The following is a 20,217-nucleotide window of genomic DNA, read 5'->3' as shown; positions in this document are numbered from 1 at the left end:
GGATGCTTGTTAGTTGGCGGGCAACTCGTCCAGGCGGCGGTGAGCTTGTCTTCCGCAAGCCCGAAGGCGACGTAGGGCGGGGTCCGGCGGGTGACCTGGGTGTGGGCCTCCGCTGTGCAGCGGCGGAATGATCAGGTACGGAACACAGCCGGAGACAGGACCGCACAGGCCAATGACGGCGGTACAGGAACAAACGGGCGAAAGCAGTGCTGCGAGGGCACATTTACCGAGGTGGTGCCGGCAACTGGAGCCTGCGCAGCGCCAGGCTTTGCCGCCCGTTCACCCGGTCGTGGCGGAACAGGGACCGGTCGGTCATGCGGAAGTCCTAGCTTGAGGGATTGCTTCCAACAGCAATCACCCTGGCGAAAGGATTCTGTATGTCTTCCCCTGTCTCCCGGCGTCGTCGTGCCCTGATGGGCGGCACCGCCCTGGCTCTGCTGGCACCGCTGGCGTTCTTCGGCGTGCAGATCGCTGCGGCGGATCCGCCGAAGCATTCCGGCGCGGAGGGCAACAGCCCGCCGGTCCATGCCCCCGCCAAGGGTCACCGCGGGGAGAAGCCCGTCGATGATGGGGTGGACCCCACGACGTACGTCGGCGGTCCCGAAGTCGTCACCAAGGGCGAGACCGGCGAGGATGCCCTGGATGGTGTGGTCTTCGATGACACCAACCAGAACTCGGTCCGGGATATGGGCGAGAAGGGCATCTCGGGGGTGACGGTGTCCAACGGCCGCGAGGTGGTCCAGACCGATGCCAAGGGCCGCTACGAGCTGCCGGCGAAGGACAAGGACACCTTCTTTGTTACCAAGCCCGCCGGCTGGGACACCCCGGTCGATGAGAACAACATCGCGCAGTTCTCCTACACCCACGCCCCCCAGGGCACCGCCGAGCAGGAGTTGCGCTTCGGCGGCCTGCAGCCCACCGGGGAACTGCCCGCCGCGGTGAACTTCCCGCTGACCAAGAACCCCTCCTCGGCCGGCGAGGACATTCGGTGCCTGGTGCTGGCCGATCCGCAGGCCTACTCCAACCAGGAGATCTCCCATGCGCGCAACGGTGCCCTGCGGGAAGCGGCGGCCTATGATGCCGCCGACTGCGGCGCCCTGTTGCTGGGCGATATCGCCGGCGATGACCTGGGCATGTACGACCGGGCGAAGGAGGCCTTGGGCCTGATGGGCATGCCAGTGCGCGCGATCCCCGGCAACCACGACCTGGACTTCGATGCCACTGGCGCCCGGTGGTCGTTCGATACCTACCGGCAGCACTGGGGACCGGAGAACTACTCCTATGATGTCGGCGAGGTACACGTGCTGGCGTTGAACAACGTGAAATACCCGTGCACGCCCGAGGACGACAACGCCGACGGCAAGCGGCCGGCCTGCGAGGACCCGGCCGGCGCCCCGGCGTACAACGGCCGCCTCGGGGAAGACACCCTGGCCTGGATCAAGAAGGATCTGGCCACCGTGCCCAAGGGCAAGCGCGTCGTGGTCGCCACGCACATCCCGCTGGTGTCCCACTCCGGCGCCGACAGCGCCCAGCACCAGACCGACGACGTCCGCACACTCTACGAACTCCTCGAAGGACGCGAGGCCTTGTCCCTGTCCGGTCATTCGCACTGGGTCGAGTCGATGGCCGAGGGGGATTCCCTCGGGGCATGGGAGGAGGCCGTGCGAGTGAAGGCCGTGCCGTTCGACCACATCGTCGCCGGCGCCGTGTCGGGAGACTGGTACGCCGGGGACTACGACGTCGACGGCCAGCCGATGAGCTTCCAGGGCGACGGCGCGCTGCCGGGCTTCTGGACCTTCGACTTCTCCGGCACGGACTACCAGCACGCCTTCCATGCGACCGGCCGGGACGCCGACCAGATGGGCCTGGGCGTGAGCTCCCCGCACTACCGCCACTGGGCGCAGACCCTGATCGACTGGCGCGACGAACACCCCGTCACCTGGGAGAACAAGCACAAGGACGCGGTGCCCCCGCGCACCCTGGGAGATCTCGGGGACCAGAACATGGTCACCCGCGAGGACCTTGACGGAGGCACCTACCTGACCGCCAACGTCTGGGCCGGCACCACCGACTCCACCGTCACCGTCTCGATCGACGGCTCCGAACCCGTCACCGCGGAGATCACCCAGCCCGCTGCAGGCGAAGAGGTCCGGCGCGGCGTCGAGTGGTCCGACCCGTCCGCGCTGATCCGCCAGCTCACCAGCGCCCGGATGTCCTACCAGTCGACCTCGGGGAACCCGGAGGCCCAGGGCCTGCACCTGTACAACGGCCAGGTCTACGGACCCTCCACACCGCGCCCGGTGGAAGGCAACCTCGCCGATGGGTCCCCGCACCTGTGGCGCATCCCGCTGTCGGCCGACCTCGAGAACGGCATGCACCTGGCCGAGGTGGTCTGGACCGACCGCTATGGCAACGGACACACCGAGACCCTCGCCTTCGAGGTCGTCGACGAACGGCCACAGCAGAGCTTCCGGCTGGACACCTTCGGCGAGGACGTCGTGTGGTGATCCACAGTCCTCGGCCAGGCCGTCCACAACACGGGCGGAAAGCGCGTCATCTGCCAGACTGAGCAAGGCCCGATCAGGCTCGTGCAGACCGCTAATCAACCTTAAGTAGAGGCCGAAAGCGTCCCCGGCGTTCAGCCGGGGACGCCTTCCGTTTCTGTGACATCAACTTCATGCGGCGAGCGCCGGCGCCGGATTGGCCGGCTTGTTCCGTCCCTCCGAAGCCTTGGATCCCCTGCCCAGTTGGATGCCGCTTGGGCTAGTCCCGCGGGTGCCTGCTAGCCGTGCTCACAGGAATGCGGGGGCTACCGCGAAGACGGCGGTCAGGACGTGCCGTTGGCGGCGGGAGACATCGTGCATCAGCAGCGGCGCGTCTTCGTAGGGTACGACGTCGGTGATCAGGTGCTTGCGGATCGTGTCGCCGTGGGTGCCGAGCAGCTTGATGGTTTCGGCCGAGAGCCGCGCTCGGTCCCACTGTGCCGCGAGGCCGCGCGGCACCCTGCCAATCTGCGCGCAGCGCAGGTTGAGCCCGTTGTGGTGGAATTCCTCGCCCAGCCGAACGGCGTCGGCTCCGCTGGTGTAGAAGGCGAGGTCGATGATGCTGCCCTGGGGGCGGGCCGCGCGGAGGGCGGCGTGAAGCGCTTCGGGGCGTCCCCTGCATTGGAAGACGACGTCGGCGCCCCGGTCCCCGGGACCATGGCGCCATCGTGTTTTCAGGATTTTGCCGGGGTCGTCATTCAGGTCCAGGGCCAGGAAGCCCAGCTCTTCGGCCAGCTGCCGGCGGCGGGCGTCGGAGTCCGCGACGGCGACTTCGCGCGCGCCGAGAGACCGGGCGAACAGGGCGGTGACCAGCCCGATGGGCCCGGCGCCGGTGATGAGCACCAGCCGGCCGTCCACCCCGTCGCCCAGCGCGCGGACCAGGCCGCCGGTTTCATCTGCCGCCGCGTGCAGCAGGCCGTTGGCACAGATGGGCCCGAAGTGTGCGACGAAGACGCCCAGCAGCGGATCAAGGTCGTCGGGCAGCGGCACCAGATGCTCGCGCAGCGGGTCTGCTACATGCGCGGTGGCGTGGCCATAGGCCGTCGCAAGGATGTCCCCTTCGGCGAAGGCCGGAGTGCGGGATTGGGCGACCCGGGCGACCTCCATGTAGCCCAGCCGGCGGATCGGGTAGGCGGCCTCCGCCGAGTCCTGCAGGAACAGGCCGAGCTCCTGATCCAGGCGGGACCGCAACCCGGGGTGGTCGCCCTTGACGAAGGCCAGTTCCGTGCCGGCCGACAGGCCGGTGACGAGCGTTTCGAGCAGGAGCCCGCCGTCGGGGACTCCGGGCAGCTGCTCCTCGACAATTTCCAGGGCTCCTGCTGCAGGAATGACGAGATTGCGCCGGTTCCTCACGACGCTGCCCCTGCAGTGGCCGGCCGCTCTTCGGGCAGCTTCACCGGCAGCCCCGTGCGCGCCGATTCGGCAATGGCACAGCCGAGCCGGTGGCTGCGCAGGGCCTCCGCATAGGGCGCGCGGGTGCTTTCCCGTTCGCCGCGGACTGCTTCGATAAATTCCCGGTCGACCGCGATGCGAGGGTCCTCGGCACAGCCCAGGTCCGTGCGCGACGTGCCGTCGAAACTGCTCAAGCCGGCCTCGGACAGCTCCAGGTACAGGCCTCGACTCACAATGTGCAGAGCCGCGCGGTGCTTCGCCGCCAGCACCGAGGTCGCCGCCAGCGTGGCAACGGTTCCGCTGGCAAAGCGGACGGTGGCCGCGGTGGCGTCGTCGACGTCGTCCGGCTCCGGCCCTGAGCCGTCGGCCGGCGGATGCCCGGTCTCCATCCCGCGCACCCCGGCGGCGTAAACCTCGACGGCTTCGCCGAGCAGGAAGCGCGCGGTGTCGAGGACGTGGGTGAGCTGCTCGACCACCTGACCGCCGGAGCGGTCCATGCGCCCCCACCAGGGGACCGGCGGCCGTTTGTCCAGCCAGTAGCCGTTGGCCAGCAGGGCCGGGGCCTCCTCGAGCAGGCCGCGGGCATGTCCGACGGCGTCCATGCAGCGCCAGTGGTAGCCGGTGCCGGTGACGACGCCGGCCGCTTCCACGTGCGCCCCAATTTCCTCCGCGGTTTCCCGGCCCAGGCCGACCGGCTTTTCCACGAACAGCGGCAGTCCCCTGGAAAGAGCGGCTCGCTCACCCGGCCCGTGCGCGAACGGCGGAACGCACACGTAGACCGCGTCCACTTCCGTGTGGTCGAGGGCCGTCTCGGGATTGGTGAAGGCCGGGGCGTCCACTTCACGCCCCAGCTTCTCGGCCGCCGCCGCATGCGCGTCGGTGACGCTGGTGATCCGGGCGCCGAGTTCCTGCAGGACGCCGACGTGCCGCCGCCCGACGGAGCCGGCCCCGATCAGGGCTACTTTCACGCTCACATGGCCTCCTGGATGAGTTGGTCGTACAGGCGCAGGTAACTGGCAGCCATCGCCTCGGGTGTCCATGCCGCTGCCGCGTCGATGCAGTCCTGTGGGCGGATATCGTCCAGTTCCTGCAGGAACCGGGCCATTTCCTGCTCATCGGCGGCGAGGAAACCGGTACGGCCGTGCTCGACCAGCGAGGGCAAAACTCCCAGCGGTGTCCCCACCACGGGGATGCCGCGGGAGAGGGCTTCCACTACCCCGGTGGCTCCAGGTTCGGCCCACCGGTTGGGGGCCAGCAGTACCCGGGCCGAGCGCAGGACGTGCTCCTTCGCTTCGCCTTCGACCCCGCCGATCCAGCGGTACCGGCCGCCGTCGAGCAGCGGCCGCACCTCATCCCGGAAGTACTTGGCATCCGGGTGGGAGGCCAGGTGCGGGTCCCCTTCGGCCAGCCGGCGCTCCAGCTCTGCCGGGTCGTTGATTCCGGCGACGGGGCCGGCCAGTACCAGCGGCAGGCCCGCCAGGCGGCAGATCCTCAGTGCGGTGTCCTGCCCCTTGTCGCGGGTAATGCGGGCGAGCACCAGGGCATGCCCGGCTTTCCCTGCGTGGACGTCCAGGGCGGGCGGAGCGGCCAGCGGGACGACGCCGATCGTCTGGCGCTGCAGCGCTTCTGGTGCGCGCTCCAGCTGGGACTGCGAGACCGCGGCGAACCGGATGCGGCCGCGGCCGTTGAAGGACGAATAGAACGCGCTGTGCTTGGCCAGATCCCAGTGCAGGGTCTGCAGCACCGGCGGAGCAGCCGTTCCCATGGCGGCAAACATCGCAGGCCCCACCACCTCAAGGTGGTCGTGCACCAGATCCCAGGTGCCGCCGTCGTACATGGCCTGCACAACGCCCTGCATATGCGCGTGGGCGATACCCGAGACCTGGTTATAGGGCAGGGCGATCGAAGCGAACTGGGGTTCATCGAGCGGGCACAGATAGGCATCGGCCTCGATCGTGCTCGGACCCACCGTGGCGAGGGTGACATGCACCCCGGCGCGGCGCAGCTCGGGAATCAGGGTGGCGATGACCGTTTCGATGCCCCCGTACCCGCGCGGCGGAACAGGCAACCAAGGGCCGGCGTTGATGAGGACCCGCACGGCTTAGGCCACGTGCCCGGTCGCGATCCGGTACTGGCCAATGTCCAGCATCGCCGGACGTTCGGACACTTCAACAGTGGAGGTTTCCCCGACGTAGTCCTCCCCCTCGCGCATGAACTGAGTCAGCTCGACGGCGGGAGGGGCAGCCGGGGCCAAGCCACGGCGGTGCAGCCGGGCCTGCACGGTGAGCTGGATCTGCAGGGCCATCCGGGCCAGCTCAGCGTCGGTGGAGTTGCGGTGGCAGCGCTCACCGAGGTCCACTTGGGCCATCCCGTCCAGGCCCACGGCTTCCAGCACGTCAATCAGCATGCCGGTTTCCACCCCGTAGCCGGAGACGAAGGGGATGCGTTCGAGCAGGCTGCGCCGGCCGGCGTATTCGCCGGCCAGCGGTTGGACGATCCCGGCCAGTTCGGGCCAGAACAGGTTCAGCAGGGGGCGTGCCACCAGTTCCGTGACCCTGCCTCCGCCCGCCGGCATGATTCTGACCCCGTCGTCGAGCGGCCGGTCATAGTAGCTCTTGACGAAGTGGATCCGGGGATCGGCCAGCAGGGGGCCGATCAATCCGACGGCGAACTGTGCATCGAACCGGCGCAGGTCCGAGTCCATAAACACCAGAAGGTCGCCGCTGGAGACGGCCAGGGATTTCCATAAGGCTTCGCCTTTGCCCGGATTGCATCCGGTGCCGGGCAGAATCAAGTCCTGGTGGGCAACTTTCGCGCCGGCAGCCGCCGCCACGGCGGAAGTGTCGTCCGTGGAGTTGGAATCGATCACGATGATCTCGTCCAGGAGCGGTACCGCCTCGACAAGTTCGGTGCGCAAAGCGGTCACGATCGACCCGACCGTCGCCGACTCGTTCTTGGCCGGAAGTACCACGCTGATCCGCTGGCCGTCCTTGCCTTCCACGAGTTCGTGCCGGTCGAAGCTTTTGCCTTGATAGTTTCTGCCGGAGAACCACTCCAGAACGTCTGCCCGCATTCCGGCTTCCTCTCATCGAGCGCCGGTTCATCCCCCAAGGCCGGCTGTCGGTAGGATCAAGTCGAAGCCTACGGGTCCGGATCCTGCTCTGTGAATAGTTTCCGCGAGATTGGCAGGGACGGCCGGCCCCAAGAAAGGCGGCGGTTACCGTTGCAGACGGATCGGAACGTCTGCGCGAGGCGTCGGCAGTGAGGAGAATTGATGCAGCAGCAGGTCCCCGCCGGCGGCCATGTCCATCGGCCCCGCCTGGTGCTGTGGCGGCACGGCCAGACCGAATGGAACGTCTTGGAAAAAGCCCAGGGCCATGCCGACATCCCGCTCGATGCGACCGGTCGTGTCCAGGCCAAGCAGGCGGCCAGGCTGCTGGCAACGTTCCAACCCGATTTCATCTGGTCCAGCGACCTGGAACGCGCCCGGCACACTGCTGCAGAGCTGGCCGCGTTAACCGGGCTGGAACCAGTGCTGGACAAGCGGCTGCGCGAGTACCATGTGGGCATCCGGCAAGGCACCACTTTTGCGGAGTTCCGGCAACAGCATCCAAACATCTATGAGAAGTTCTTCAGTGAGGAGAACTACCGGGTTCCCGGAGCCGAGCTGCCCTCCGAAGTAAACGGGCGGATGAAGTCGGTCATGCAGGACGCCGCCGCAGCGCTGGGCCGGGGCGGCACGGGCGTACTGGTGGGACACGGTGCCGCCCTCCGAAGCGGGCTGTTGGCCTTCTTCGACGCGCCGGCCCACATGCGCGAGATGTTTGCCGGCATGGCAAACTGCGCCTGGACGGTGCTGGAAAGGCACCCGGACCGCGGGTGGCAGGTCATCGACTACAACGCCCAAACCCTGCCCGATCCCTCCTCAGCCCTGGCGGACGAAATGCCGGCCGAACACGATGACCAGGGCGTCGGATCCCGTCGGCAAATCCGGAGATTGAGACGAGGACATCCATAGATCCGCTGCATCGTCAGGGCCGCGGAGTGCGACTATGGCGGCGAGCGGTGGTGACACCGCTAAAGACTGCACCTACCCGGGCTCGGCGGAGAAGCCGGGACCGCCGTTGCCTTAGCAGCCAATCAAGGGCTCGTCGAATGCCTGACAGTTTGTGCCTGCGCCTGTCGTCCACTTCGGCACTTGCTCGCAGTTATGGCGCACTTGAGGGCAAGTTGCCGACTTACCGGAGCTGTCATTGGCAGAAGGTAGCTTATCGGCTCTAAAAACAGGCGTGGGAGTGCCTGCAAAATGGGCTGTTTCCTGCCATCGTTCGTGGCGTTTTCTACATGAAATCCGGAGGTCAGAACTGCTTGACCAACGCCCGGTTTACGGCGGGGATGTCCAGGAAGGCAGAGTCAAAAGGCGCCTCGGAGCCGGTTATGTCGTCACCCACGCAGAGTCAAGCCAGTGAAGCCAGCTGTCACCAAAGCCGTACGCGTAGAACGCTCTGCCCAATCCCAGCGCTACCAACTGATCCAGAGAACAATCCTCCTCAGGCCTGTCTCCCGGTTTTTCACACTCCTGCCCTGGAAGCCGCTGCGGACTTCCGGAAATCCGCCGTCCCTGTCTAGCCCCGCCTCAGTTTTGCCCATGCATCCCATTCTTAAGGCTTCACTCCCCTACTAGTAAGACGGAGTAACCGCTCTCCCGGCGCAGGATCTCATAGTCCTGCTCCAACAAGCGGTTGCGCTTCTTCAGCTCCCGCATCTCGGACGACTCTGCCGGGCCGGCCTGGCCCCGGAGTCCTACGTTCTGCGGTGGCAATCCAGCGCTTTAGCGTTGTGACCGATAGCCCGAAATCCTTCGCGATTTGCGCCAGTGGCGTCTCGCACTTGCGGGCCGCATCGATAACATCCTGGCGGAATTCCGCCCCAAACAAAACCGGGGGCAGTCCCAGCCCGGGCTTCAGCTCGTAGATACCGGGTATTATTTCAATGGCCTCTGAGCTGCAGCAGCACTAGGAATATGTAGGGGATTGATACGCAGGGGTGCCAGTGGTACACACTTGTCAATTAGGCAATGCTCCCCGCACCTGTGAAAGGACTTCATGACCATCACGACTGACATATTCGGCCTCTCCGCCGGTCACACCACCGGAATGCGTGATATCTATAAGCACCTGCATGCCAACCCCGAGCTGTCGATGCAGGAAACGCGCACCGCCGAATACATCCGCGAAAAGCTGGACCGCTTAGGACTCGAAACATTCATATGCGGCGGCACCGGCATTGTCGGCATCCTGCGCAATGGGGTGGGCCCCGTCGTCGGCTACCGTGCAGACATCGACGGCCTCCCCATCCAGGAAGACACCGGGCTGGACTATGCGAGCACAACAACAGGCACGATGCCAGACGGCAGCGTGGTCCCGGTAATGCATGGCTGCGGCCACGACACGCACATCACTGTCGGACTAACTGCCGCCCAGCTCATGACCGAGAACCGTGGCGCCTGGGCCGGTACGGCCGTGTTCATCTTCCAGCCCGGGGAGGAAACCGCCGCCGGGGCCAGAGCGATGGTGGAGGACGGGCTGTGGGACAAGGCGCCTAAACCAACCATTATTTACGGGCAGCACGTATGGCCCGGACTCGCTGGCACCGTGAATCTCAGCCTAGGCACGGCCATGGCCATGGCAGACTCGTGGAAGGTCACGGTGCACGGGAAACAGTCACATGGATCACAGCCAGAGCAGTCGATTGATCCAATCGTGCTTGGCGCCCACATGGTGCTCCGAATCCAGACGATCGTCTCGCGCCAAGTCCATCCGATGAAGTCGGCCGTAATCACCATCGGGACGTTCCATGGCGGACTGAAGGAAAACATCATCCCGACCTCCGCTGAATTCACGCTCAATGTCCGGACCTTCGATCACGACGTGCGTGATCTGGTTCTCCGCTCGCTTCGACGCATCATCAGCGCCGAGGCCGCAGCCTCAGGCGCCCCGGAGCCTGCCATTGAGGAAATCTCGAGCTTCCCGCAGTGCTACAACGATCCCTCGTCCGCCGAGGACCTGATGACAGCGCTCGAAGAAGTTCTGGGGAAGGACGCGGTCTTCGAAACACCCCCCGTCATGGCCAGCGAGGACTTCGGCTTGCTGGCAGAGGCCATCGGCGTCCCTAGTGTGTATTGGTTCTTTGGCGGACACGCCCAAGAAGTGCTCGACGGCGAAAACGCTCCCGCCGGCAATCACTCCCCATTCTTCGCTCCGGTGATCGAGCCAACGCTGAGCACCGGAGTCCGGGCCGCGATGACCGCCCTGATGTCAAAGTTGGGAACTCCTGCATGAGCAACCCTAGGCCGACCCTTCACGGTCGAGGTGACCGCCGTCATCTAGAGTTGAACGGCATCGTCGGATGTCGGCTCAGAAGGAGCCCGAACCCCGACGCGCGCGGTCGTAAGCGCAGCACTTGCATACAAAATGGACGCCATCCAACCTGGCTATGGCCTCCTGTCTGAGAACGGACTTCGCGCGCTGTGTGAAGAAGAGCAGGTCGGTTTCATCGGTCCCGCTGCTGGCATCATCCGCCGCATGGGAGACAAAATCGAGGCAAAGAAGATTGCGCGGCGGGCAGGAGTGCCCACCGTGCCCGGTTCTGTCGGTGCAATCGCTGAATACAGCGTGGAAGGTGCTCGACCTCACCACAATCCGTCAACCCATCGATGAGATGGCCACATTATCGCTTCAGATGCTCCTGGCGCGCATCAATAACACCAACGCGGACTTTGAACACAAACGCTTCGCGACCGAACTTGTCGTACGCGGTTCGACGGGATACTCGCCGGCATAAGCACGACGTCGCCTCTAAAACGTAGGAGAACTCGTGGAACTTGTCGTACCCATGCAGGTGCGGTTTTCGGACGTCGACCGCTTCGGTCACATTAACAACGCTGTCTATTTGTCCTACCTTGAGCTCGCCCGGCTCCGGATCTATCAGGACGAATCGCTCGGAGCTTCGGTGGAAAACCTTGCGGGTGACGGGGGCGGGATCGTCATTGGCTATCAGGAGATCGCCTATCGAGCTCCGATCGGGCCGAACGTTTCGACCATCGACGTCGCCGCATGGGTGACACGAGTGGGGCGATCGAGCTTCGATATCGCCTACAGCGTTCGTGATGGAGAAGTTGAGTGCGCAATCGCTTCGACATCTATCGTGCTGGTTGACGTTTCGACCGGACGCCCCCGCACACTTTCGGGTCAGGCGAAGGGGATACTGGAGCATTTCAGCGGGCCCCCCGTCGACGTGCGGGCACGGTAAAGCTCGGCCCTCGACGCTAGCCCACAGTGAGTCCACACTGCAATTCACGCACCATCCAGCACAGCAGAAGAGCTCCAAGATGGTGAAGTTGGCGAGGCCACGGGCCTCACATACGGACTGCAGGCCGAAACGACCCAGATGTCCTCAAAGGGGATGCAGCATCGTCGTCAGAATCCGGGTACCCGAGGCGCCGAGTGGGTGTCCCAGCGCGATCGCCCCACCGCGCGGATTGAGCTTGTCGGGATCGGCATCGAACTCAGTGGCCCACGCCAGGGGAACCAACGCACATGCCGCATTGGCTTCATACACATCGGAAGTCACTCATCCGCATACCCGTGCGCTCGAGAACATACCTAGTTGTATTGGGCCACGACGTTGATTACACGGGGGAAGGGTGAAGACCTCTTAGGTTGGTGGTCACCACAACTGCCAACCGATGCTAAGAAGTCTTCATGTTCCACCGTACGCGAATTCGACTCCTGCCGGTAAACGGATCCTGGTCGAACGGGATATTTTCGACCGTCCCGTGGCCCATGTTGGGCCCCCAAGGGTAGGTGCCGGCATCCGCACCGGGGGCGGGTGCGGCGCGGTACATCTACAACCAGTTCCGCAGGGTTTCAGCGCCGAGCGGTACTCATCGGCCACAGTCTTACAACTCCATGCGCCACCGGAAGACCGATAACCTACACCGCTCGTCTTGGCGTCGGCAGCTGGCTACTCTCGCAGCAGCTGGCATCGTCGGTACGCTGTTGCTAACTGCTTGCAGTTCCGAACCAGGCACGGCTGGGCCCGCCGATCAGACCGACTCAGCTTCAAACGCCAAACTGGTATCCGAATCTACAACGAGGCTCCAGCCTCATGTGGCACCCGATTCCCAAATCAGCGCCACGGAACCTCTAAAAGGAACCCCGCCTAAGAACAAGGTGGTCTATTCGGTACATACAAACAATGCAGCTGCCACTGTGATAGATAAGCCATTCAAAGCGGCGGTAGAGGCGCTGGGTTGGGAGCCAAGAATCATTGCATTCGACACGGCTGACCCACTTGGTGCTAGTAGTGCTGTCACCCAGGCGGTTAACGGAGGAGCGGACTTCATCACGGTAGATTCCATGGACATTCATTCGCTTGGTGCCGGACTTGAGCTGGCGAAGTCTGAAGGTGTGCCTGTTCTCTTCACCAATGTGGCATTGGATGAACCAGCAGGAGCAGAGAACGGTCTTTACGGTGTAGTTAACGGAGGCAGGTTTCTTGTGGATCTTGCACAGAGGCTAAATGACTGGGCTGTGGTAGATGCCGAAGGCCCAGCGCACGTACTCCACGTCACGTATTACGATGCGGCGGGCATCGCCGCGGCCGAGCCGATGGTCGCCGAGGAGTTCAAGCAAGCCTGCCCGGAATGCACCTTCGAGTCGCTCAACCTTTCAACTTCAGCGCTCACCGGGGGTGAGGCACCAACACTTGTTACCTCTACACTGCGCCGGGAACCTCACTTGAATTACGTGTCCTGCTATGCGGGCGTTTTCTGTCAAGGGGTGCCAGAAGCCCTTGAGGCTGCTGGACTGGGCGACAAGATAAAGGTGCTGGTCAATAGTGCAGATGCTGCCCAGGTCCAAGCAATGCGGGAGGGCTCGATAGCAGCTGTCACAGCGTACCCTGCGGCGATGACAGTGTGGATGCAGGTGGACCAGATGGCTCGTATCAGCCTCAATATGGATTACGACGAAATTCTAGACACGCCCTTCCCTGTTTGGGATGTGAATAACGTGCCAGATGGTGTTGATTCGTACGACGGACCCGAGGGCTATGAAAATCAGTTCAAAAAGCTGTGGAATGTCCTGTGACGCATCATTCTCCGATTGAACAAAACGGACCCTGTGGTAGCAGAAGGCTGTTGAGTGGATGGGCCCTCAGCGCTGAAGTTGACATCAGCGTGGTGCCTATGCTCGCAGCTCGCAGAAATGGACACTGATTCTTCATGAAACTTAATGCAACCGAGACTTATCTTTCCCTTGCACAGCTCGCAATGGACACATCCATACTTCGGGCGGAAGATTTATCGGATGTTCGCCCAATCGCGGAGCTCATTAAACAAAGTCTGCTGCAGATCGACTACAGGCGACGTATCCCCGTGGAGAAGCTGCGACAAACAATTGCAGCTGGAGAGGAGGTCTATGCCGATATGGTCGAGCTGGCGCTTCGCCGAGGCATCGAAACCAATGTCACTGAGAGCCGCCCTTCGCTCAAAGTCGGAACATTTGAAGACTACAGGCGTGAACATGGACATATGTCGGAGCGCCTTGCGGCTCTTGGTCGTTCACTGTCGAAGAAACGAACACAGGATGATGATGAGCAGCTTGCTGCGTTACTCCGCCGCGCCGCTGAATGGGAGTCTGTAGCCGACACAATTGCGCTGCCACAGGATTCGACGAATGATGTCAGCGAGGAGATCGAAGCCCTCCCAAGCCGGCAGTTCGAGAGTTTTCTTAGAACCGTTCATAGTGACGGGACGGATTTGCAGCTCGTATCGGTGGAGAATGTTCCCGGCGGTTTTAGCAAGCAGACCTATTTTGTAACGGTCCTTGAGTCGGGTGATAAGATGCGGGAGCTAGTCGTGAGAAAGAACGACAGTGTGCCGTTTATGTTCCATCCGGCGTATCGGATCGAGCGCGAGTTCTCACTACTTCGCGAACTCTCGAACCTCGGCTTCCTCGTTCCGCGCCCGCTCTGGATGGGTAACGCTGTTAACGGGATCGACGGAGATTTCTACGTAATGGAGCGGCTTCCAGGAAAGCCGCTGGGTGCGTTGTCTTCTGGAGCACAGAAGATTCCGGAAGCTGTCGCACTGGAAGTGGCTGAGCATCTCGCGAGACTGCAAAGGTAACGCCGGACATGTTGCCAGATTTTGTCTCAGCATTCGACCCAGAATTGCTCAATCCGAATGAAACGGTTGAGTCTGCTTATCGTCGGCGCGTCGCTACTTGGCGGGAGTATTCCGAAACGGTCGAATTGCTTGCCAGTCCAGTAATTGAGTATCTACTGAACTGGCTTGAAACCCATATTCCGCGCGATGATTCGCCATTGGTGCTTACTCATGGTGATTATAATATCCACAATCTACTTGGCAACGGGGAGCATATTACGGGAATTCTCGACTGGGAATACTCGGCTTTCGGGAGTCATGTTACAGATCTCATGTACCTCAAGTCGACGATTAGCGAGCACATCTCATGGGACAAATTCTATGAGCACTACATAACAAAGGGAGGCCGTCCTCTTGACATGACGCACGCTAGCTTCTTCGAAGCGTATGTTGCATTGCAGTCTCAAATAGGTGCAAGCCGAATTGCGTTGAATCTGCAGAACGGTTGGCAGAAGGACATTCGCTTTGCCCACTTCGAACTCGCATTCAATCCGCTTTTCATTCGCATGGGTCTGGACGCAACTGACTCCGACTCGAGCTTGCAGTTCCAACAATAGGGAGAGAAAATGGCACTGATTGATTTGAATAAGATGGCACAGGTTGATTTGGATAAGAAACCAGCCTGGATGACGCCGGAACACGAAGCTCGGCAGAAGCCCGGTCACGCCGACACGCACTTGTGGGCCGAGAACTACCTGGTGTACGCCTGGTCGCCGGAAACGGAGGTCGGGGTTTTTGTTCACCTTTCACACAGGGTCGACAATCTTGACTTGTGGGACGAAGTTGTAATTATCGCTCTACCCGGCGACCGATACTTGGTGTCCCATAATGCCTCAAGCGGACAACACATTACTGACGAGGTCCTCAACGTAGCAGGAATTTCATATCGCGTAGAAAAGCCATTTTCGCGCCTCGTCATGAAGTTCCAAGGAGGTGCCCGGCTCATCAGTGGTGACGAGTATCGGGCTGGGCCGGTAACCGATGGCGTGTTGACGCCCGTGAATCTCGAGCTCGAGTTCGAATCTATGACTCTTCCTTTCGATTTGGGCGCACCCAAATTCGATTCGGATTGGGCAAAGGGTCATTATGAAGTCCATATGCGGGTCAATGGAAGCGTTACTTTCAATGGTGAGACCCTGAAAATTGATGGAACCGGGGCACGGGATCATTCGTGGGGTGACCGAGATTGCAGGTTGATGGGAATGTCTACGGCGTGGATCACGGCGCAGTTCCCCGAGTCTGGTCGAGGTTTCATGGCGATGGACGTTTCTGGCATTCCATACAGTGATCCGTGGACATACGCCGTGCTGACTGATCAAAATTCAAGCACGCAGATCGCGGCCGTGGGCGTCCCTCGTGCAACTTCCGTTGCTGAGTGCTCGACTGATTTTGAACTCCAGCTCATCCTTCCGGACGGTAATCCGTCCACTCTAAAGGCCACCGTGCTTAACGCGCCCCCGACAGGGTTGGTCGGGCCTACCGAACTGGCCGTTGGGACGTATTCGTCGCCGGGAGGATTCCGACATGTGATTGACGCTTTTATCCGTTTTGAATGGGATGGTGAGGTGGGGTACGGACTCACCGAGCGTACTTTTGACCTGGAGCTCGAGAAGTAGGACCGGGGGCTTAGACGAGTTCTAGGGGGCGCCGCAAGTACGTGATGTGGCTAGTCCCCCTGGATATGCCTACGCATATGCTGGGCTGGGAAACTCCAACCCAGCATATGCGTGGGGGCCCGTTCTGTCTGTGGGTGACAAGTTCGAAACTTCCAACCCGAATATTGATAGATCAGCACACTTAGGAAATACCGTATGACAGCATCTCATGCCCTGGGGCACACGTGAGCGCCATTGTTAAACGGCGCCGCTACGTCCGCGACGCTCCTGGCCTGAGTCCTGCCACGATGGCGTGACTTCGGTGGTGGCCTCAAGCATCGTTGATTTTCCCGGGTTCTTAGCTGCGGTTCTACGCACTAATCGTTGGCTTCTGAAGTGCTGGGATGGGCCTGGCCGTGCGGAAGGTCAATACCGTCTCAGGGGCGACCGCAGGGCAGATCGCGGAGAGGCGCCGAGGCGGAGGTCGCCGCCCTCGTGCAGTTCGCCGGGGACAGGATCGCGGGGGAAACCGGCAAAAACTTTAGCTGTAACTACCAGTCCCCCTCACGGCAGCCCGCGGCCGCCGTGGCCGGCCTCTGCCAGTCCGGTCGTGAACGGCACGTGATCGCAGCTCCTCTGGTATGTGCTGGAAGGTGTGTTTCGTCGAGTCGGTTCGGCCGTTTGAGCGCTAAGAATCCGGCCACTTAGGCGTGGTTTCCTGCCGGAGGAGCGAGAAGCTATTTCATCAGGGCGTTCTTCACTCGGTGCGAATCTCCCCGGAACCGGGTCGAACCCGACCCACGGCAACTGAAGGAAGGCGACCGTCCTTGGCGAACAACTCGAGCACCTGGACCTACTTGCGCCAGTGCGTTGCCGCGGACAGCTCGTCACAGCGCTCCAACCGCGCCCGGTTCAACCCGGCTAAGGTGGCGGCCTACGGTTCCGGGACCACGAGGTTCCGCCGCAGGAACCCGACCGCGTTCTTCACGTTGGCGAACAACTTCGACTCCACCACCTTCTTGCCGGTGCGCCGACCCCTCGTAGTCGAACACCACGTGCAGGTGCCCGGCCCTGGAGACCGTCACCGCGGAGCCTGTGAGATTGAGTTGGCGCAGGCGACGTGCCTGCTCGTACTCGGTATGCCTTGGCCTCAAGAAGCACCGCCAGGGGGGGTGCTCCCATGGTTTTCGTCAAGCGGCGGCGGGTATTTTCGCTTCGTAGAGATGGTTCCGTCGCGAAGCATGGCGAAGATGACATCGCAGCGTCTGCGGGCGAGGGCGATGAGGGCTTGGTTGTGTTTCTTGCCTTGGGCGCGTTTGGGGTCGTAGTAGGCCCGGGAGAGCGGGTCTTTCAGGGCGGCGAATGCGGAGAGGAACAGCGCGCGTTTGAGGACCTTGTTCCCTCGTCGTGAGGAGTGGTCGCCTCGGATTGAGGTGCCGGAGCGGCAGGTCACCGGGGGGACAGGCCGGCGTAGGAGGCCAGGTGCCCGGCGGTGGCGAATTTCTTGCCGACGACTTCGGCGAGGAGTCGTGCTTCGGCCCTGATCCCAACCGCCGGGATAGAGATCAGGACCGAGTTAAGAGAGTGGTCCTCCACGAGGGCCTCGACTTGGGCGTGGATGGTGTCCCGGGAGGCGCGCAGGTCTGTGAGCATGCCGACCACGGTCACAGTCTGCTGGTCGAGGGCGTCGAAGATTTCCTCCGTGAGGCGTGCGTACATGCGCTGGGCGAGCCGTTTCAGGCGTGCAGTGACACATAAGATTTCGGAAGCTGTCGCACTGGAAGTGGCTGAGCATCTCGCCAGACTGCACTAAGGTAACGCCACACACCCCGTCCGCCAACCCATGGGGCACACTGATAACCACCGGGAGTTCTCGCATGAACCCTTCGATCATCAGGCGGTGGCAGCCAAGCGGACAAGCGGGGCACCCCGGTACAGGGAACCGGCCGGGGACCACCCGCGCAGGCTAAGTAACAAGCTTAGACCCCGGCCCGCCACAACTCGGATACCGCGAGGACATGCGAGGAGTGGAGGATTACGGATTAGCGCGGACTGGCGCTCGCGCGATGTCCATTTCGGTGCCCTCGGCGCCGTCGAAAATATGCGCGCCGCGCAAACTGACGTCGGCTCCGCCATCGACGAAAACGACCTGCCCGGTGACATGCGTGTTCTCTTCGCTCGCCAGCCATCCCAGCAGGCGAGCGACGACGACCGGTTCGGCCGGCCCGTTAAGCGGCATTGGGACGGCGGCGAGAAGTGCTGCACGCCCTTCTTCGGTTTGCATCATGGGCACCCTCATAGTCATAGGAGTAAGGATCACACCAGGGCCAACACCATTGAGCGGAATACCGGCACCGGCCCACTCCTCTGTGATCGACGCAGACCGCACCCACTCGGCAATCGCACGCTTGGTGGAGGCATAGATCAAGTGCCCACCATCACCCGCTGGCAGATCGTCAGCGATCGACACTGCCAGGGTCTCATCATCAGCTTCCATCGCGGCGACCAACGCAGCATTGTTCTGCTGGAGCGTCGAGAAGGACGCCACGACGACCGCGCGCGGCGCCTGCGAGTTGGCTAATAGCGGCCTCAACGCCTCAAGGCTGGCCTTCGCGCCGAAGTAATTCACCTTGACCATTAGCGACGATGACGAGACGACGCCGGCCACAGCGATCACTGCGTCGACTGAGCCGCCGCTGATCGCGGTGACTGCATCGGCAAGACCCGCTCGACCTTCAGTCGTCGATAGGTCAGCGTCAACGTCACTGCCGTGCAGGTCTACGCCGATCACCCGGTGCCCCTGCTCCACCAATAGCACTTTCGTCGCGCGACCGATTCCTGAAGCGGCTCCCGTAACTACATATGTCCTCGCCATGAATATCCTTTCCGACCGATGACACTATATGTGACTGTCGATACACTCAAGATCGTCTGCGTGAAGAGCTTGACGTTCGCCGAGGTCGCCCTGAAACGCGAGGCGCAACTGGTCGGTCCTTCGCACTCTGTGCGTGCATGACCCCCGCACCACTATTCGTCATGCCACGAACGACATCGGCGCGATGCTTTTCGGGTGCAGCTTGGGTTTGATGGCGTCCTTCCCAATCAATCGTCTGAAGCAAATCGACCTGGAAGTCTCCTATCCCGGGTGCAGTGCCGTTGATATATCAGACATTCGTTAATTCTTGAAAAACACAATGTGACGAATGGAGCGTTGGCGCGAATCCGCACCAACGCGCCATTTCGTTTGGCGTCACCGCGTGATCTACATACCCCAGATTTCGAGGTACTGTTCACGAAAGTCAACCGGACCATCCCAGCTATTCACATTGGCCGGAAGATTCTCATCGGTGAAGAGCTGGTAGGGACGGGACTGGTGGAGTTCCTGCTCCGCATCCATATTAAGAGACACTCGCGCCATTTGATCCACCGTGGCGTACATCGCGTCCCCGTAGCCGAAAGCTGCCACGATACCTAGGTCGCCGTCACGGACATCTTCGTACTGATCATCGGTGGGATATGCCACGGCAATCTTAACATCGTTGAGTCCAGCCGCGTCCAGCGCCTGCCGGAGGCCTACCGCCGCCAAGCTAATGTCCATTGCGACGTATTTGATTTCTGGGTTAGCACGAATGGTATTTACAATCGAAGGCGTGATGTCGAGGTTTATCACCTGCGGCGATGAGAGTTCGTGGAGCGTCAGCGTACATTCAGAGCAATTTTCCTTCAGCTGTGCCTCAACGACTTTGCTCGATTTTGCAAGGACACCAGCATCGGGATACGTGACAAACAGCATATTTCCAGTACCTTCGCTGTCTACGATCACCCAGTCAGTCAGTGAAAGACCGCTCGCCGCAATTCCCATGTAGTTCGAAACATTGCCATAAATGCCGTTCGTTTCACCTTCGACCTCACCAACTCCAGATGTCAAGAAGACAGGAACACCTGCAGCCATGGCCTCGTCCATACCAGTCTCGAGTGTGTTGGAGTCTGCCGAGTTGATTGTGATGTAGTCCGCTCCGGCGGTTACCGCTTGACGGATAGCATTGTTCGTACCCTGGGGGTCTGCCGCATCGGTTGCAAGGATTTTCGCCTTCCATCCGAGCGCTTCCACGGCTTCAGTAAAGTAATCGTCCAGAGGAGTTGCCGCCGCGTTGTTGTACCGGATCAAGTAGGCAAGCTGGCCCTCCTCTGGCGTTCCCTTGAGTGCAGGCAGAGGACCAATATCGCTCACCAACTCGAGAAGCGGGTCAAGCCTCCCGGCTGCTGCGACGACCCCTCCACCCTGCTCGGCTCCGACCGCTTCATTGACGGGAATGTCAGCATTATCGTCTGCGCACGCTGTCAACGAAGTCATTGTTAGAGTGGCAGCTGCTGCAAGGGTAACAAACCTTACCGAGCTAGCTAATGTCCTAGAACGCATTACGTTTCCCTTGAACTTTCTATATTTGCATCGCAA

At 61.8% G+C, this 20,217-nt stretch carries 16 protein-coding genes and 4 pseudogenes; 10 read left to right on the top strand and 10 right to left on the bottom strand.

What is annotated here, in order from left to right; genetic code table 11:
• Positions 1-377 precede the first annotated feature (377 nt).
• Positions 378-2,507, top strand: a complete 2,130-nt coding sequence (locus AC5RVS_RS03675; RefSeq protein WP_494107151.1) for a calcineurin-like phosphoesterase C-terminal domain-containing protein — start codon at positions 378-380, stop codon at positions 2,505-2,507.
• 285 nt (positions 2,508-2,792) lie between these two features.
• On the opposite strand, the gene AC5RVS_RS03670 is transcribed toward AC5RVS_RS03675, so the two are convergent.
• The 4 genes from AC5RVS_RS03670 to AC5RVS_RS03655 are packed head-to-tail and all read right to left on the bottom strand — an operon-like array spanning position 2,793 to position 7,008.
• On the bottom strand, positions 2,793-3,896 hold the full coding sequence (locus AC5RVS_RS03670; RefSeq protein WP_494107150.1) for a zinc-binding dehydrogenase: 1,104 nt from the start codon (positions 3,894-3,896) through the stop codon (positions 2,793-2,795).
• Positions 3,893-4,909 (bottom strand): Gfo/Idh/MocA family protein, encoded by a 1,017-nt coding sequence (locus tag AC5RVS_RS03665; RefSeq protein ID WP_494107149.1) that lies wholly within the window; start codon positions 4,907-4,909, stop codon positions 3,893-3,895. The genes AC5RVS_RS03670 and AC5RVS_RS03665 overlap by 4 nt, the downstream gene beginning before the upstream one ends.
• Complete coding sequence (locus AC5RVS_RS03660) at positions 4,906-6,033, bottom strand: glycosyltransferase (RefSeq protein ID WP_494107148.1); 1,128 nt, start codon at positions 6,031-6,033, stop codon at positions 4,906-4,908. The genes AC5RVS_RS03665 and AC5RVS_RS03660 overlap by 4 nt, the downstream gene beginning before the upstream one ends.
• A gap of 3 nt (positions 6,034-6,036) precedes the next feature.
• Positions 6,037-7,008, bottom strand: coding sequence for a glucosyl-3-phosphoglycerate synthase (locus tag AC5RVS_RS03655; protein WP_494107147.1), 972 nt, complete (start codon positions 7,006-7,008; stop codon positions 6,037-6,039).
• Between the two features lie 201 nt (positions 7,009-7,209).
• Here AC5RVS_RS03655 and AC5RVS_RS03650 point away from each other — a divergent pair, with 201 nt between their 5' ends.
• A complete protein-coding gene (locus tag AC5RVS_RS03650) occupies positions 7,210-7,953 on the top strand; it encodes a histidine phosphatase family protein (protein ID WP_494107146.1) in 744 nt (247 codons plus the stop codon).
• Positions 7,954-8,628: 675 nt separating this feature from the next.
• Here AC5RVS_RS03650 and AC5RVS_RS03645 read toward each other — a convergent pair.
• Positions 8,629-8,884: pseudogene (locus AC5RVS_RS03645) on the bottom strand (transposase); the annotation flags it as partial.
• A 156-nt stretch (positions 8,885-9,040) separates the two neighbouring features.
• Here AC5RVS_RS03645 and AC5RVS_RS03640 point away from each other — a divergent pair.
• The 4 genes and pseudogenes from AC5RVS_RS03640 to AC5RVS_RS03625 all read left to right on the top strand — a co-directional run bounded on the left by AC5RVS_RS03640 (position 9,041) and on the right by AC5RVS_RS03625 (position 11,246).
• The gene (locus AC5RVS_RS03640; protein WP_494107145.1) at positions 9,041-10,276 is read left to right on the top strand and encodes an amidohydrolase; all 1,236 of its coding nucleotides are present in this window, start codon (positions 9,041-9,043) and stop codon (positions 10,274-10,276) included.
• Positions 10,277-10,387: 111 nt separating this feature from the next.
• A pseudogene (locus AC5RVS_RS03635) lies at positions 10,388-10,654 on the top strand (biotin carboxylase N-terminal domain-containing protein); the annotation flags it as partial.
• 1 nt (position 10,655) lies between these two features.
• Entirely contained in the window at positions 10,656-10,778 is a 123-nt protein-coding gene (locus AC5RVS_RS03630; RefSeq protein ID WP_494107144.1) for a hypothetical protein, read from the top strand.
• Between the two features lie 33 nt (positions 10,779-10,811).
• Positions 10,812-11,246 carry an acyl-CoA thioesterase gene (locus AC5RVS_RS03625; RefSeq protein WP_494107143.1) on the top strand — a complete coding sequence of 145 codons (435 nt, stop codon included), beginning with the start codon at positions 10,812-10,814 and terminating at the stop codon, positions 11,244-11,246.
• 144 nt (positions 11,247-11,390) lie between these two features.
• On the opposite strand, the gene AC5RVS_RS03620 is transcribed toward AC5RVS_RS03625, so the two are convergent.
• Positions 11,391-11,567: a hypothetical protein gene (locus AC5RVS_RS03620; RefSeq protein ID WP_494107142.1), complete on the bottom strand. Its 177-nt coding sequence runs from the start codon at positions 11,565-11,567 to the stop codon at positions 11,391-11,393.
• Positions 11,568-12,106: 539 nt separating this feature from the next.
• On the opposite strand from AC5RVS_RS03620, the gene AC5RVS_RS03615 reads away from it, so the two are divergent.
• The 4 genes from AC5RVS_RS03615 (at position 12,107) to AC5RVS_RS03600 (ending at position 15,782) form a co-directional block, all read left to right on the top strand.
• Entirely contained in the window at positions 12,107-13,087 is a 981-nt protein-coding gene (locus AC5RVS_RS03615; RefSeq protein ID WP_494107141.1) for a sugar ABC transporter substrate-binding protein, read from the top strand.
• Between the two features lie 134 nt (positions 13,088-13,221).
• Complete coding sequence (locus AC5RVS_RS03610; protein WP_494107140.1) at positions 13,222-14,127, top strand: phosphotransferase; 906 nt, start codon at positions 13,222-13,224, stop codon at positions 14,125-14,127.
• Positions 14,128-14,135: 8 nt separating this feature from the next.
• On the top strand, positions 14,136-14,723 hold the full coding sequence (locus AC5RVS_RS03605; protein ID WP_494107139.1) for a phosphotransferase family protein: 588 nt from the start codon (positions 14,136-14,138) through the stop codon (positions 14,721-14,723).
• 9 nt (positions 14,724-14,732) lie between these two features.
• On the top strand, positions 14,733-15,782 hold the full coding sequence (locus tag AC5RVS_RS03600) for a DUF7064 domain-containing protein (protein ID WP_494107138.1): 1,050 nt from the start codon (positions 14,733-14,735) through the stop codon (positions 15,780-15,782).
• Positions 15,783-16,541: 759 nt separating this feature from the next.
• On the opposite strand, the pseudogene AC5RVS_RS03595 reads toward AC5RVS_RS03600, so the two are convergent.
• From AC5RVS_RS03595 to AC5RVS_RS03580, 4 genes and pseudogenes are all read right to left on the bottom strand, one after another.
• Positions 16,542-16,809 (bottom strand): annotated as a pseudogene (locus tag AC5RVS_RS03595) (IS21 family transposase); the annotation flags it as partial.
• A gap of 102 nt (positions 16,810-16,911) precedes the next feature.
• Positions 16,912-17,513, bottom strand: a pseudogene (locus tag AC5RVS_RS03590) (transposase); the annotation flags it as partial.
• A gap of 283 nt (positions 17,514-17,796) precedes the next feature.
• The gene (locus tag AC5RVS_RS03585) at positions 17,797-18,636 is read right to left on the bottom strand and encodes an SDR family oxidoreductase (RefSeq protein ID WP_494107137.1); all 840 of its coding nucleotides are present in this window, start codon (positions 18,634-18,636) and stop codon (positions 17,797-17,799) included.
• A gap of 387 nt (positions 18,637-19,023) precedes the next feature.
• Complete coding sequence (locus tag AC5RVS_RS03580; protein WP_494107136.1) at positions 19,024-20,115, bottom strand: sugar ABC transporter substrate-binding protein; 1,092 nt, start codon at positions 20,113-20,115, stop codon at positions 19,024-19,026.
• Positions 20,116-20,217 lie beyond the last annotated feature (102 nt).

It is taken from the genome of Arthrobacter sp. Y3221048, from assembly GCF_059092685.1.
Note: the sequence above shows the minus strand (reverse complement) of the source record. Positions and strands in the feature narration are given on the sequence as shown.